Annotated in this window: 13 protein-coding genes; all 13 read right to left on the bottom strand. The window is 67.2% G+C overall.

The genetic code is table 11. The features are described 5' to 3' along the window. Positions 1-2: 2 nt before the first annotated feature. Entirely contained in the window at positions 3-1,595 is a 1,593-nt protein-coding gene (locus XI02_RS35775; RefSeq protein WP_172647028.1) for a xanthine dehydrogenase family protein molybdopterin-binding subunit, read from the bottom strand. A 12-nt stretch (positions 1,596-1,607) separates the two neighbouring features. Then, positions 1,608-2,087: a (2Fe-2S)-binding protein gene (locus tag XI02_RS35770; protein ID WP_018273433.1), complete on the bottom strand. Its 480-nt coding sequence runs from the start codon at positions 2,085-2,087 to the stop codon at positions 1,608-1,610. Between the two features lie 6 nt (positions 2,088-2,093). Further along, a complete protein-coding gene (locus XI02_RS35765; protein WP_018273432.1) occupies positions 2,094-2,912 on the bottom strand; it encodes a xanthine dehydrogenase family protein subunit M in 819 nt (272 codons plus the stop codon). Positions 2,913-2,925: 13 nt separating this feature from the next. After that, on the bottom strand, positions 2,926-3,369 hold the full coding sequence (locus tag XI02_RS35760) for an SRPBCC family protein (RefSeq protein WP_016847815.1): 444 nt from the start codon (positions 3,367-3,369) through the stop codon (positions 2,926-2,928). Positions 3,370-3,372: 3 nt separating this feature from the next. Next, positions 3,373-3,810, bottom strand: coding sequence for an SRPBCC family protein (locus tag XI02_RS35755; RefSeq protein WP_016847814.1), 438 nt, complete (start codon positions 3,808-3,810; stop codon positions 3,373-3,375). A 9-nt stretch (positions 3,811-3,819) separates the two neighbouring features. Beyond that, a complete protein-coding gene (locus XI02_RS35750; RefSeq protein WP_172647029.1) occupies positions 3,820-6,714 on the bottom strand; it encodes a flotillin family protein in 2,895 nt (964 codons plus the stop codon). 24 nt (positions 6,715-6,738) lie between these two features. Then, positions 6,739-7,572, bottom strand: coding sequence for a phosphoenolpyruvate hydrolase family protein (locus tag XI02_RS35745; protein WP_016847811.1), 834 nt, complete (start codon positions 7,570-7,572; stop codon positions 6,739-6,741). 3 nt (positions 7,573-7,575) lie between these two features. Continuing rightward, on the bottom strand, positions 7,576-9,786 hold the full coding sequence (locus XI02_RS35740; protein ID WP_018273429.1) for an ABC transporter permease: 2,211 nt from the start codon (positions 9,784-9,786) through the stop codon (positions 7,576-7,578). Next, the gene (locus XI02_RS35735; protein ID WP_016847809.1) at positions 9,779-10,561 is read right to left on the bottom strand and encodes an ABC transporter ATP-binding protein; all 783 of its coding nucleotides are present in this window, start codon (positions 10,559-10,561) and stop codon (positions 9,779-9,781) included. Before XI02_RS35735 ends, XI02_RS35740 begins: the two co-directional genes overlap by 8 nt. Beyond that, the gene (locus XI02_RS35730) at positions 10,554-11,639 is read right to left on the bottom strand and encodes a branched-chain amino acid ABC transporter permease (RefSeq protein WP_069277086.1); all 1,086 of its coding nucleotides are present in this window, start codon (positions 11,637-11,639) and stop codon (positions 10,554-10,556) included. The genes XI02_RS35735 and XI02_RS35730 overlap by 8 nt, the downstream gene beginning before the upstream one ends. Positions 11,640-11,642: 3 nt before the next feature. Continuing rightward, the gene (locus tag XI02_RS35725; protein ID WP_172647030.1) at positions 11,643-12,653 is read right to left on the bottom strand and encodes a branched-chain amino acid ABC transporter permease; all 1,011 of its coding nucleotides are present in this window, start codon (positions 12,651-12,653) and stop codon (positions 11,643-11,645) included. 120 nt (positions 12,654-12,773) lie between these two features. Further along, positions 12,774-13,592 (bottom strand): helix-turn-helix transcriptional regulator, encoded by an 819-nt coding sequence (locus XI02_RS35720; protein WP_016847806.1) that lies wholly within the window; start codon positions 13,590-13,592, stop codon positions 12,774-12,776. Positions 13,593-13,728: 136 nt separating this feature from the next. Beyond that, entirely contained in the window at positions 13,729-14,979 is a 1,251-nt protein-coding gene (locus XI02_RS35715) for an ABC transporter substrate-binding protein (protein WP_069277087.1), read from the bottom strand. Positions 14,980-15,001 lie beyond the last annotated feature (22 nt).

Below are 15,001 nucleotides of genomic sequence, written 5' to 3'. Positions count from 1 at the left end.
GGTCAGCGCCTCCTGGTGCCGAAGACGGAAGAGAAGCGGGTGGCGCCATGCGACGGCGCGGCCGGCCGCGGCGGCGGAGAGGACGGTGGCGGCGAAGAGGGCGGCGGTGGCGGCGGCTCGCGGGTCGCGGCCGGCGCGCGGTCATAGGTCGTGCGTTGCTGGGACGGTGCGGCCGGTCGCGCATGCGGCTCGCGCGGGGTCGGCGTCACGGCGGCGCGGGCGCCGCCGCCATCCTTGCGCGACGACATCCGCTTGAAGTCCTCGCGGAGCGGCCACTTGGCTTTCTCCGCGGCGACCTGCACGCATTCGATCAGCGCCGTGTTCTTGGCCTCGCGGCGGTGCGCTTTCATGTCGCCGTCGCGATACGCATTGAGGATCCGGAACTCCATCGGGTCCATGCCGACGAGATGGGCGAGCTTGTCCATCTGGCATTCGATGGCGAAATCCATCGCCGTGACGCCGAAGCCGCGCATTGCGGTCGCGGGCGTGCGGTTGGTGAAGACGCAATAAACGTCGCCATGGACGTTCGGGATCGTGTAGGGACCGGGCAGATGGGCGGCGCATTTCACCGCCGCATAGCTCGACAGCCGCGTATAGGCGCCGCTGTCGAAATAGGCGCGCACCTTGCGGGCAACGATGCGGCCGTCGCGCATCACGCCGTCCTTGATGTAGATGCGCTCGGCGCCGCGCGGCGGGCCGTACTGCATTTCCTCCTCGCGCCCGAACACATAGCGCACCGGGCGACCGGTCAGCATCGCGCCGAGGATGCAGAGCGGCTCGGTCAGGGTATCGACCTTGCCGCCGAACCCGCCACCGACGGTGCCGCCGATGAAGTGGAAGGTGTTGGACGGCACGTCGAGGATCTTCGCGCAGGTGTCGACCGAGAAGAACAGCGCCTGCGTCGAGGTGTAGACGATGTAGCGGCCGTTGGTATCGGGCGCTGCGATCGAGCCATTGGTCTCGGTCGGCGCGTGCTCGATCGGCGACATCTGGTAGCGCTGTTCCAGCACATGGTCGGCCGTCGCAAGCGCGCGGTCGGCATCGCCGAAGCGCAGCTGCTGGTGGTCATAGGTCTCGTGATAGGTGAAGGTGTTCTTCGGATAGACCTCGTTGACCACGGGCGCACCCGGCTTCAGCGCCTCCTCGACATCGAACACCGCCGGCAGCGGCTCATAGTCGATCTTGACCTTGGCAATCGCCTCAAAGGCCTCGCGCGGGCTGTCGGCGACGATCGCGACGATCGGCTCGCCCTTGTAGCGCACCTTGTCGACCGCGAGCGACGGCTCGTCGTCCTTGCCGAAATTGATCAGGCTGAGCAGCGTGTTCAGGTTGCGCGGCACGTCGGAGGCACGGATCACGCGACGGACCCCCGGCGACCGCTCGGCCTCGGAGGTGTCGATGCGGCGGAGTCTTGCATGGGGATGCGCGCTGCGCACCACCTTCAAATGCAGCATGCCCTGCAGCTTGTGGTCGTCGAAATAGGGTGAGGTGCCGGTGACATGGCCGAGCATGTCCTGGCGCTGCGTGCCTTTGCCGATCTCCTTCAGATTGTCGTCGCGCTCGTCGGCGAAGATGTCCTTGCGCAGTTCCAGCATGGCACTGTTTCCTTACGCGCGCGCCCGGCCGCCGGAAGCGGCAGCCAGCACGGCGTTGATGATCGGCTCATAGCCGGTGCAGCGGCAGATATTGCCGGAGATCGCCTCGACGACCTCGGCGCGGCTCGGCTGCGGATTGCGGTCGAGCAGCGCTTTCGCGGCCATCAGCATGCCCGGCGTGCAGTAGCCGCACTGCGCGGCAAAATTGTCGGCGAACGCGCGCTGCAGCGGGTGCAGATTGGGACCATCCTTGATGCCGTCGAGCGTCTCGACCGAACGACCGGCAACCGTCTCGGCGAGCGTCAGGCAGGAGAGGTGCAATTCGCCGTCGATCAGCACGCTGCAGGTACCGCAGCCGCCCTGGCCGCAGCCGAACTTGGGCGTCATGTCGCCGATCAGCTCGCGCAGCGCGACCAGAAGGTTGGTGCCGCCGTCAACGAAGATCGCGACGTCACGGCCGTTATGCTGGAATTGAAGGGCAGTCTTGGCCATCACGATTTATTCCTGATCGGACAACAGGCGGTGGAGATGCACGCCGACGATCTCGCGGCGATACCAGGCGCTGGCGAGCGCATTGTCGCCGGGCGACGTTCCTTCGACCGCTGCCGCAGCGGCCGCGCTGATGGTGGAGGCGTCGAGCGCGCGGCCTTCCAGCGCGCGCTCGGCGGCGCGGGCGCGGACCGGCGTCGGCGCCATCGAGCCCAGCGCGACGCGGGCGCCGACGATGCGGCTGCCGTTGACCGGCAGGTGCGCTGCGAGCGTGACCACCGCGCCGCCCTTGGGCTTGATCCGCGCGATCTTGCGGTAGCGGAAGGCCTCAGTGCTGCCGGGCCTGGCAAAGGAGATCGCCAGCACCAGCGATCCGGCCTGCCGGTCGCGCGATTGCAGGAACTCCTCGATCGGGATATCGCGCCCACCGAGGCCGCCCTGCACCGACACCGTGGCGTCAAGCGCGAGCATCGCGACCGTGAAGTCGCCATACGGCACCGGCGCGAACAGATTGCCGCCGACGGTACCCATGTTGCGCACCGCCGGTCCGCCGATCGAGCGAGCAGGCGCGTGCAGGAAGGCGAGGTCGCGGTCGGCCAGGACGCGCGCGAAGGTGACGCCGGCACCCAGCGTGATGCGCGAGCCCGTGGCATCGATCCGTGTCATCGCATGGTCGCTGGCGCGGACGACGGTCGAGATCGAGATGTCGCCCTCGTTCAGCGCTCGCATCACCAGCGTGCCGCCGCCGAGATAGCGGGCGCTGCGATCCGAGGACAGCGCCGCCGCGGCGTCGTGGGTGTTGGTGAAGGTCTTCACCGTGATTGGCATGATGTCCTTCCGCTTACGCGGCCTCCTTCAGATGCCGGCGGATGGCATCGAAGCCGGCCTGGTAGATGTCTTCCGAAACCATCTGCGTGATGCGCTTGCTATCTTCGGTCCGCGTCGTGAAGCGCGACTCCCAATGCCAGAAGGTGCGGTCGCCGTCGGTGACCGGCAGCAGGTGGACATGCGCCACGTAGTTGAACATCGGGATCGGCGTATCGAGCAGGCAGTAGCTGAACGATTGCTCAAGATCGGACAGCGCCAGCAATTGCTCGCGCAGCTCGGCGCCGTCCTTCAGCTTGAAGCGCCTGACGCAGCCGATCTTGTCGGACGGCTGTGCGCGCTCGATGCCGCTGGTTGCGACCGCAGGATGCCATCGGTCATGACCGTTGAAATCGCGCAGCACGGCCCACACCGCATCGGTCGGTGCATCCAGAATCGTGCTTTTGACGATATGCGGCACGGCCTATCCCCCGAACGCCCGCTTCAGCGCGTCGAAGCCGCCCTGGAACACGCCGCCGCCGATATTGTTGACGAGCTCCGCCTCGCGTTCCGGCGCGCAGTCGAATTCGGCGGTCCATTCCAGGAAGGTCTGGTCGCCGTCGGTGACCGGCGTGAGCCGCAACGTCGCGACATAGTTCTCGACACCCATCGGCGATTCCAGGATCGAATAGGTGCAGAACATGTCGTAGTCGGACAGCCCGAGCAGCTTCTCGCGGATGCGATCGCCGTTGCGCAGCCGGAAATCCCTGACGCAGCCGATCTTGTCGGAGGGCTCGCCGCCCTCGATCCGGCTTTCCGCGATCGCGGGATGCCAGTTCGGCAGCCCGTTGAAATCGCGGACGCGGGCCCAGACCCGGTCGTTGCGGGCGTTGACGACGGTGGAGACGTAAACCCGTGCCATGGCGTCAGCTCAGTCCTTCTTGCGCGGCGTGCGCTCAGGGCGCGCCGGCTCGCCGCCGCCCTCGGGCGCGGCCGGCTTGGCGTCGCCGCCGCTCTTGCGCGCGGAGTCCTTGATGCCTTGCATGTCTCGGGCTTCGCGGATCAGGCCGGGCATCTTGGCGAGGCTGCCGCCCTCGACGCCGATGTCCGACAGGATCGAGTCGATCAGCGGCGCCTGCACGCGGTAGCGCAGCGCCGAGTCGATCACCTCGTCGGTGGCGCTGCGGCCGGTGCCGTTGCCATGGCCATTGCCGTTGAGGCCGTCGACCTGGAGGATGCGGATGCCTTCGATCTTCTCCATCGGCTTGACGCTCTCGCGCACGATGCCTTCGATGCGGTCGAGCAGCTTGCGGCGGAACAGCGAGTAGCGCGCCTGGTCGGTGAGCACGTTCTCGGCTTCGTTGAGCAGGCGCTGGGCCTCGGCCTCGACAGCGGCGCGAACGCGTTCGGCTTCCGCGGCGATCCGTGTCTCCTCGGCCTGCTTCTCGGCCAGCAGCACCTCGACCGTCTTTCGCCGCTTGGCGATCTCGCTTTCGCGCGCGGTGACGACGCGCTCGGCCGCTTCGGTCGCGCGGATCCGGGCGTCCTCGGCGGCGGCGCGCGCCGCGGATTCCTCCAGCGATTTCTGATGCAGCGCAATGGCCTTTTCCATCAGCGCGGTCTCGACATCCTTCTCGCGGTTGACCTCGAGCTTGCGCAGCTCGCGCTCCCGGCCGATCCGGGCCTCGTCGAGGCCACGGTCGGAGGCGATGCGGGCGCGCTCGACCTCCTCGCGGGCGACGATCTCGGCCTCCTGCAGCGACTGGTTGCGGGCGACCTCGAGCTGCTCGATCGCACGGCGCCGCTCGATGCGGGCCGCCTCCAGCGCCTGTTCGCGCGAGACGTCGGTGGTGTCGATGTCCTTGCGCGCCACAATCTCGGCCTGCCGGACCTGCCGGTCGGCATCGATCCGCTCGGAGCGCTTGGCGGCGAGCGCGATCACGCGCTCCTCGTCGGCGAGCTCGATCGCCTTCTTCTGGTCGATGTTGAGCACCTCGCGGGTCCTGGAGGAGGCGATCCGCTCGCTCTCCAGCGTCAGCTCGACATCGATGCGCTGGCGCTCGACCGTGTCGCGGCGCTTCAGCTCGGCGGCCTCGATCGCCCCGGTGCGCTCGATCTCGAGCGCGCGGGTCTCGCGCTCGGCGCGGATGCGCTGCGCGGCGACCGACTTCTCCTGCGAGATGCGCGCCGCCTCGATCGCCTCGCGGGAGGCGATATCGGCTTCCTCGATCGCACGGGTGCGCGCGATTTCGAGCGCCCGGACGTGCTCTTCCTGGGCGATCCGCGACGCTTCGGTGGCTTCGCGGGCACTGATCCCGGCGATCTCGACCGCCTGGTTGCGCTCGATCTCGAGCTTGCGCGTGGTGTGGTCGGCGGCGATGCGTTCGGCGGCCAGCATCTTCTCGCGGGCGATCCGGGCGGCCTCGACCGCCTTCTGCGCTTCGATCTCGGCTTCCTGGATGGTGCGGACCTGCTGGATCTCCAGCGCGCGGGTGCGCTCGTCCGAGGAGATGCGCTCGACATTGACCGTCATGGTCTGGGCGATCCGCGCCTTCTCGGTGGCCTCGCGGGCCGCGATCTCGGCCTCGTCGACCGCGCGGGTGCGCTCGATCTCGCGGCGCCGGGTCTCCTCCTCATTGGCGATGCGGGCATCGGTGACGACGCGATCCTGCTGGATGCGGGCCTTCTCGATCGCCTCGCGGGCGGCGATCTCGGCCTCCTCGACGGTCCGCATCCGCTCGATCTCGCGCTGGCGCACCTCGCGCTCGGAGGCGATGCGGGTGGTGTCGACCGAGCGCTGGTTGGCGATCCGGACCTTCTCGATCTCCTCGCGGGCCAGCAGCTCCTTCTCTTCGACCGCCCGCGTCCGCTCGATCTCCTTGTGCCGGGTCTCGCGCTCCGAGGCGATCCGGGCCTCGGTGATCGCCTGCTCGTTGGCGATGCGCGCCTTCTCGATGGCTTCGCGCGCCGCAATCTGGGCCTGCTCCGACTCGGTCTCGCGCAAGGCGCGCTCGCGGGCGACTTCGGTACGCTGCAGGGCACGGCGCATCTCGATATCGCGTTCCTGCTCGAGACGGGCGGTTTCGCTCTCGCGCTCGATCTCCAGCGCCTGCCGCTCAGCCTCGAGATTGCGGGAGCGGATCTTGATCATCGAGTCCTGCTCGATGTCGTTGCGCAGCTTGCGCTTGGCCTCGATGTCCTCCATCAGGCGGGTCAGGCCTTCGGCGTCGAAGCGGTTCGAGGGATTGAAATATTCGAGGTCGGTCTGGTCGAGATCGGTGATCGCGACCGACTCCAGCTCGAGGCCGTTCTGCGCCAGCGCCTCGGCGGCATTGGCCTTGACGCGCGCGACATAGTCGCCGCGCTGCTCGTGCATCTGCTCCATGGTCATCTCGGAGGCGACCGAGCGGATCGCGGAGATGAACTTGCCGGAGAGCAGGGTGTGCAGCTGCTGCGGCTCCATGGTGCGGCGGCCGAGCGTGGCGGCGGCGATCGAGACCGCCTCGCGGGTCGGCTCAACCCGGACGTAGAAATCTGCCTCGATGTCGACGCGCATCCGGTCGCGGGTGATCACCGCGTCTTGCCGGGAGCGCACGATCCCCATCGGCAGCACGTTCATGTTGACCGGCGTGTAGTCGTGGATGAACGGCAGCACGAAGGCGCCGCCATCGATCACCACGCGCTCACCGAGGAAACCGGTGCGGACGAAGGAGACCTCCTTCGACGACCGGTGATACAGCCAGTTCACGACATAGACGATGATGACGATCGCGACGATTGCGACGATGAGCCAGAGGATCAATTCACCGACCAGCATCCCCGACATCTCTTCCTCCCTTGGTCACGGCGGCTAGCGTGCGCCGATCGCCTTGAATTTGCGAACCTGATCCGTCAGCGCCCGCTCGACCGGCAGGCGCTCCATCGAGGAGGCGCCGTAGAAGCCGTGGCAGTTGCGGGTCTGCTTCATGATGAAATCGGCATCGGCGGGGTCCGCGATCGGACCGCCATGCGCGAGCACGATAATGTTCGAATTGACGCTGAGGGCGGCCTCGGCCCAGGCCTCGATGCGGGCAGGGCAGTCGGCAAGTCTTGGCGCGGTCTGCGCGCCGATCGTGCCGCCGGTGGTCAGGCCCATGTGGCAGACGATGATGTCGGCGCCGGCGATCGCCATCGCGGCGGCTTCCTGCTCGCTGAACACATAGGGCGTGGTCAGCATGTTCTTCTCATGCGCCTTCGCGATCATGTCGATCTCGAGCGCATAGGACATTCCGGTCTCTTCGAGATTGGCGCGGAAGGTGCCGTCGATCAGGCCGACGGTCGGGAAGTTCTGCACGCCAGCAAAGCCGAGCGCCTTGAGCTGGTCGAGGAACACATCCATGTCGCGGAACGGATCGGTGCCGTTGACGCCGGCGAGCACCGGCGTTTTGGTCACGACCGGCAGCACCTCGCCGGCCATCTCGACGACGATCGCGTTGGCATCGCCATAGGGCATCAGGCCGGCGAGCGAGCCACGGCCGGCCATGCGGTAGCGGCCGGAATTGTAGATCACGATCAGGTCGACGCCGCCGGCCTCCTCGCATTTCGCCGACAGTCCCGTGCCGGCACCGCCCCCGACGATCGGCTCGCCGCGTGCGATCATGGCGTGAAACCTCTTCAACAGCGCCGTGCGTTCAAACCTGGCCATTGGTCACCTCGCGACTCTCCGCCGACCACCGGCGCGTCCGAGCAAGGGGCGGAACGCGCTGACGATGGCGGCGGTGAACTCGGGATCGTTGATGTTGCGCTTGATGCGGATGATCTGCCGGTTGCCGGTCTGGCGCACGGTGCGCTCCAGCGCGCGGAACAACGCCGCATCGGCCTCCGGGTCCCAGAACGGCTGGCCGGGTGCATCGAGCGCGGAGACGCCGCCCTCGGCCAGGAAGAAGCGCACCGGCCCGTCCATCTGGTTGAGCCGTTCGCCGATCCAGCGGCCCATGTGCTCGTTCTCTTCCGGCGTGGTCCGCATCAACGTGACCTGCGGATTGTGGACGTGGAATTTGCGTTGCCGATAGCGCTCCGGGATCGTGTCGGGTGCGCCGAAGTTCACCATGTCAAGCGCGCCGACCGAGCCGACATAGGGCACGCGGCTGCGGATGATGGCGCCGAAGCGATCCTCGGTCGCCGGGAACACGCCGCCCATCAGTAGGTCGCAGACCTCGGTCGTGGTGAGGTCGATCACGCCGGCGAGTTGCCCGGACTCGACCAGCTTCTCCATCGAGCGGCCGCCGACGCCGGTGGCGTGGAAGACGAGGCACTCGAAATCCTCGCGCAGGTCGGCCGCAATCCTCTGCACGGCCGGCGTGGTGACGCCGAACATGGTGATGCCGATCGCCGGAAGATGAGCGCCTGCATCGCGCTGCTTGCCGGCCTGCTCATCGAGCCGCGCCTTGACCATACCGACCAGCGCATTCGCGCCGTTGCCGAGCACCGTGCGCGAAATCGAGTTGAGACCCTGCACGTCGGTCACCGAATACATCATGGTGATGTCGGCGGGACCGACATAGGGACCGACGTCGCCGGACGCGACCGAGGAGATGATCAGCTTCGGCATGCCAACGGGCAGCGCGCGCATACCGGGCGCGACCAGCGATGCGCCGCCGGAGCCGCCCGCGGAGATGATCCCGGCGATATTGCCCTGGCGGCGCAGCCATCGCTCGAAGGCGTCCGCCATCGCCGTCACCGAGGCGCCGCGATCGGCGCCGAACACGCCGGAGCCGCCGCGGCCGTGGTTCAGTGCGATCTCCTGCGCGGTCACATCGCAGCTCGCCGCCTTGCCGCTGGTCGAGACGTCGACCAGTCGGGTGCGCAGGCCGCTGCCGGCGATAATATCGCGGATGAAGCGCAGCTCGGCACCCTTGGTGTCGAGCGTGCCGACGATGAGGACGACCGGAGGCCCGGAAGTTCGGGAGGTCGTCGGTTCGCGTCGCTGCCGCGTTGCCTCCTCGAGCCGCGTGACCCCGGCGGACTGCGTCCGCGCGGCGGCCTCGATGCGGGCGATCGGCACCGGCTGCGACCAGCGGGTCGGCAGCACCGGATTGGAGATGTAGATGCGGGTCGGCCCCTTGCGTTCGGGCTGCGGCGCACCGGCCGCTTCAGCCTTCGCCGGCGCTGGCTCGGCGTCGGTCTCGTCGGCGCCATGGGTGCCGACACCGAGCAACCGCTGCTGCAGCTCGCGGTCGCTTGCAAGGCGCGCGGAATCGATGATGCGGTTGATCCGGCCATTGACCATGATGGCGACGTTGCGCGACACCGCCGTCGCCACGCCGATGTTCTGCTCGATGACCAGGACGGAGATGTCGCCTTCGTCGCCGAGGCGCAGCAGCATGTCCTCGACCTGGGCGACGATCACGGGCGCGAGGCCTTCGGTCGGCTCGTCCATGATCAAGAGATGCGGATTGGTCAGCAGCGCGCGCGCGATCGCGAGCATCTGCTGCTCGCCGCCGGACAGCTGGTTGCCGCCATTGCTCTTGCGCTCGGCGAGGCGCGGGAAGGTGTCGTAGATCCGCTCGATGGTCCAGGCGCCGCGGCGCAATCCGCCGGCGAGGGCAAGGTGCTCGTCGACGGTCAGCGAGCGCCACAGGCGGCGGCCCTGCGGCACATACCCGACGCCGAGCCGGGCGATCCGCGCCGGATTGAGCCGCGTGACCTCCTCGCCGCGGATCCGGATCGAGCCGCCGCTGGCACGCACGAGGCCCATGATCGCCTTGCACAGCGTGGTTTTGCCCATGCCGTTGCGGCCGACCACCGAGAACACGCCGGACTCGAGCGTGAGATCGACGCCCTGCAACGCGTGCGAATGGCCGTAATAGACGTCGAGGCCTTTCACCTCGAGTGCGGGCACGGCGCGACGGTCATTCATGGCCGCCTCCGAGATAAAGCTCCTGCACCTCGGGATCGGATTCGATCTCGCGCGGCAGGCCTTCCTTGAAGATGCGGCCGTTGTGCATCATCGTCACGCTCTCGACGACGCGCAGCGCGACGTCCATGTCGTGCTCGATGATGATGTAGCCGATATGCGCCGGCAGCGAGGTCAGGATCTCGATCAGCTCGCGCCGTTCGGTCGGCGACAATCCCGCCGCCGGCTCGTCGAACAAGATGAAGCGCGGCGCGCCGGCGAGCGCCAGCGCGATCTCGAGCTGCCGCTGCTGGCCATGTGCGAGCTCGGCGACGCGCTGGTCCTTGACGCCGCTGAGGTGCACCGCCTGCACCAGCGTTTCGGTCGCGTGCATCAGCGCATCGTTCTGCCCCGGGCGCAGGAACGAGAAGCGGCCGCGCGAGACGCCGCGGCAGGCGAGGTAGACATTGTCCTGCACGGTCAGGCCGGGGAACAGTGCCGAGATCTGATAGGTGCGGCGCAAGCCCCGGCGGATCCGCTCATAGGGAGGGAATTGGGTAATGTCCTCGCCGAAGAAGCGGATTGTGCCGGAGGAGGGCGGAAAGTCGCCGGTGATGCAGTTGAACAGCGTCGTTTTGCCGGCGCCGTTCGAGCCGAGCACCGCGCGCCTTTCGCCGGGCCGCACCGTGATGGTGACATCGGTCAGCGCCGCCAGCGCGCCGAACAGCCGCGTCACGCCGCGCAGCTCGAGCGCCGCGCCGGCGCCGACCACGGACAGCCGCTGCGCGACGCTATCCATGGCGGCCTCCGCCTGAACGTTGCGTCGAGGATGCGCTGCGGCGCCGCCAGCGTTCCCACAGGCCGATCACGCCGTCGGACGACCAGAACACGATGGCGAGGAAGCCGAGCCCGATCAGCAGCCGGAAGCGGTTGCCGTCGAGGCCGAACTTGATCAGCACGTCGAGCGCGAAGGTCCGCAGCAGCACGAAGATCAGCGCGCCGATGAAGGGTCCGATCGGCCGCGTGATGCCGCCGACCACGGCGATGATCAGGACGTCGATGCAGGCGCCGACGCTGACCGAGCCGGGCGAGATCTGCCGGTAGTTCCAGACCTGCAGCACGCCGCCGAGCGCGGCGATGAAGGCGGCGAAGGCGTAGGCCGCAATGCGGTGCGCATTGGGGTTGAAGCCGAGCGCCGCCATGCGGCGGGAATTGTCGCGGACGCCCTGCAACGCGAGGCCGAACGGCGCGCGCGAGACATACTGGACGGCGAAGTAGCAGATCGCGGCGACGCCGAGCGTGACATAATAGAAGGCGATATCGGCGCGCCAGTCGACGCCCCAGAAATACGGCGTCGCGACGGTGTTGATGCCGGTGTGGCCGTTGAAGATCGCCCAATTCTGGTTGGTGAAGTAGTAGAACGCGGCGCCGATCGCCAGCGTAATCATGATGGTGTAGATGCCCTCGGTGCGCACCGCGAGCGCGCCGCCGAGCGTGCCGAACAGCGTCGCCAGCGCCAGCGCCATCGGGGTCGCCAGCCACCACGGCCAGCCGAGGCTGATATTGGCGTTGCCGCTCACGCCGAACACCGCGACCATGTAGCCGGCGAAGCCCGCGATCGTGAGCTGCATCAGGCTGACCATGCCGCCATAGCCGGCGAGGAACATCAGGCTGAGCGCGATGATGCCGAGGATCAGCGTGGTGGCGAAGATCTCGATCAGGAAGAAGCCGTTGGCGATCAGCGGCATGATCACGAGGATCAGCGCGACCAGCCAGGCCACAGGGTTCTGGAATTCCGGCCAGGCACGGACCAAGGCGCGGCGGGTCGCGTTGGCGGATGGATCGGGGCGGAATTGGGTGCTCTGGAGCAGCGACATCGGTCATCGCCTCGCGAGCAGGCCCTGCGGCCGCAGCGCCAGCACCAGCACCATGATCAGGAAGGTGACGACGATGGCGTAGGTCGGGATGTAGACCGAGCCGAGCTGCTCGGCGAGGCCGATGATGACTGCGCCGAGCGCCGCTCCCGGGATCGAGCCCATGCCGCCGACGATCACGACGACGAGGGAGGCGAGCAGGAACCGCGTATCCTCGCCCGGCGACAGCGACTGGAAGGTGCCGCCGACCACGCCGGCAATGCCGGCAAGGCCCGCGCCGAGCGCGAACACCAGCACGAACACCAGCTGGATCCGCACCCCGGTCGCGGCCAGGATGTCGCGGTCGTCGACGCCCGCGCGCACGATCATGCCGATCCGGGTGCGGTTGAGCGCCAGCCACATCGCGATTCCGATCACGGCGGAGGCCGCGAAGATCACCAGCCGCACCAGCGGATATTGCAGATAGACCGGCTCGCCCGATGATTTGATCGCGGTCAGCAACGGCAGTTGGATCGGGCCGATCAGCCAGCTCGGGGTCTGGATCTGGTAGAAGTCGCCTCCGAACACCCAGAGCATCAGATCGGCGAACACGATCGAGAGCCCGATCGTCACCATGGTCTGCCTGAGGTCCTGACCCTCCATGCGCCGGAACACCACGAGCTGCAGGATCACGCCGACCAGCGCCACCGCGACGAAGGCGACGATGAAGCTGAGGAGCCACGACCCGGTCCAGCTGCTGATCGCGTAGCCGACATAGCCGCCGAACAGATAGAGCGAGCCGTGCGCAAGGTTGACGTTGCGCATCAGGCCGAAGATCAGCGTGAAGCCGCTGGCCACCAGGAAGTACAGCCCGCCGAGCGTGATGCCGTTCAGCACCGCGTTGAGGAACACGCGCTTGCGGCCGATCGCGGCCTCCAGCCCCGGCGGCCAGATCGCGACCACCAGCCACGCGAGCACCGCGACCGCGATGATCACGATCAGCGCCCAGGCCGGATGGCGTTCGATGAACCTAGCCATCTCCGTCGCGTTCCCTCACTGGTCGCGGCCGTCTGCCGGGCCGCGTGTCCAATATCCTATCGAGGGCGAAAGCTCAGGATTTGATCGACAGTATCTTTTATCGTGTGCTCCGGAACTGCTTCACGGCCGCAACACCTTGGCGGCGCGGCGATAGTCGGTCGGCGCCATGCCGACATTGGCGGCGAAGAAGCGGGTGAAGCCGCTCTGCGAGGAGAAGCCGAGGTCGAAGCCGATATCGGCGATCGGCGTCTCGGTCGCCACCAGCGCATCCAGCGCCTGTTCCATGATCAGCGTGTTCATGTAGAGGTGAGGGGTGACGCCGGTCTGGGTGCGGAACAGCCGGTAGAAATGCGGCCGCGACAGCCCGGCCTCGCGCGCGATCGCATCGAGCTCGATCTCGGCGCCGGGGCTTTCCGACATCAGCTTGATCGATTTGCGGACGCGGAAATCGGTCACCGCGGCCGCCGCGCGCGCGTCCTGCGCCGCCTGCCAGCTCTCCTCGTAGCAGGAGTCGATCAGCTGCCGGAGCTCGCAATCGAGGCTGCGCAGCGACGGCGCGCCGCACACCAGTGCTGCGGTGCGGCGGATCAGCCGGTCGAGCGCTTCGGTGCGCGGAAAGAAGGTGCGGCCGAACCGCAGCCCCTGTGCCGTCGCGGGCTGCGGCGCGAACCATTCGGCGTTGACATAGAGCACGAAGAAGATCGCGCCGTGGTCCATGTCGGTCGGCAGAAAATTGTGCGGTTCCCACGGGTTGACCGCGACCACGGTATCGTCCTTGAGCAGCAGCCGTTGCTCCGAGACGTCGATCTGCGCCGGCGTTCCGCCGACATGAAAGATCAGATGCCCTTCGCGATGCGCATGCACGTTGAAGGGACGGTTCAACTGATAGACCGTCGCGCGACCGAACCGGCCGTGGAAGACGGCAAGCGCCCTGCTCATGCCTCCCCTCCCGCGGGATGTTCTTGTCTTTTCGACAAGCGTTCATCATCCGCCCGCGGAAAGCAAGGGCGAGCAGGGCGCATCATGCAACCGCGCGCCGTCGCCACGGTCGCGTGCTTGCACTGCAGCAAATACGTCAGTACTTCTTGCACTCCGGGACCATGCGGCTCGGCAGGCCGATCTTGGCGAACACCGCCGGATCGTAGCCCAGCGTCTGGTTGACGTTCGGGATCACCTTGACGACCTTGCTGAACAGCGCGCCCTTGCCGTCATCGACCACCTCGGTGACGAAATTGGTGCCGATCGCCTGGCGGTTGGAGTCGAGCTTGATCTTGCCGTTCGGCGCGTCGATCTCGATCTTGGCCAGCGCCTCCTTGAGCTTGGCCTGGTTGTTGGAAAGATCGCCGTTGACCTGCCGCAGCGCCAGGATCAGCGCCATGGTCGAGCCGTAATAGTTGGTGGCGAGCAGCGACGGGCTCGGGAAGCGCTTGGCCGGCGGGAAGGCATCCTGATAAGCCTTCACGAATTTCTGCCAGCCCGGATCCTCCCAGGTATCGGCCTGGCCGCTCGCGGCGATGGTGCCGATCAGCGCGTTCTTGGCGTTGCCCTTCGACGACAGGATGGTCTGGTCGATCATGATCGAGCCGCCCATCAGATGCGCCTTGCCGCCGGCCTGCTGATATTGGTTGAGGAAGTTGACGGCATCGGCGCCGCCGAGGCCGAGATAGATCGCGTCGACGTCGTCGGGCAGCGCGGCGATCACCGAGGCAAAGTCCTTGGTGCCGAGCGGCACCCATTGCCGGTTGGTGACTTGGCCGCCGGCGCCGCAGAATTCGAGCACCAGGCCGAACACCTGAGTGTAGATGAAGGAGTAGTCTTCGCCGACGGTCGCGATCTTTCGATATCCCTTGGTCTCATAGGCGTACTTGCCGAGGCCGACCTGCCACTGCGCGCCGTCCATGTTGAAGCGGAAGAAGTTCGGCGCCGGATCGACATAGGTCGTCTCCTGCGCGCCGGAGGCGGCGTTGACGAAGGTCAGCTCCGGATGGGTTTTTGCAAAATTCTTCACCGCGATGCCTTCGTCGCCGGACAGCGGCGACAGCAGGATCTGCACCTTGTCCTGCTCGATCAGCTTGCGCACCGCGCGCACCGCGGAATCCGGCGTCGCATCGGTCGAGGCGACGACGAATTCGAGCTCCTTGTCGCCGATCTTCTTGCCGAGCACGTTGAGCGCCGTCTGGTGGCCGCGCATGCCATCTTCGCCGAGCACCGTATAGGTGCCCTCGAGCGTCGCGGTGACGCCGACCTTGATCTTCTCCTGAGCGAACGCCGTGCCCGAAAGCAACAGGCTGCTCAACGCAATCAGTCCCAAACTGCCTTTCAACATCGCGCTCCTCCCTCTGTGTTGT

The organism is Bradyrhizobium sp. CCBAU 21365, from assembly GCF_015291305.1.
Lineage (GTDB): Bacteria > Pseudomonadota > Alphaproteobacteria > Rhizobiales > Xanthobacteraceae > Bradyrhizobium > Bradyrhizobium elkanii.
This window is presented reverse-complemented; position numbering and strand designations above follow the sequence as displayed.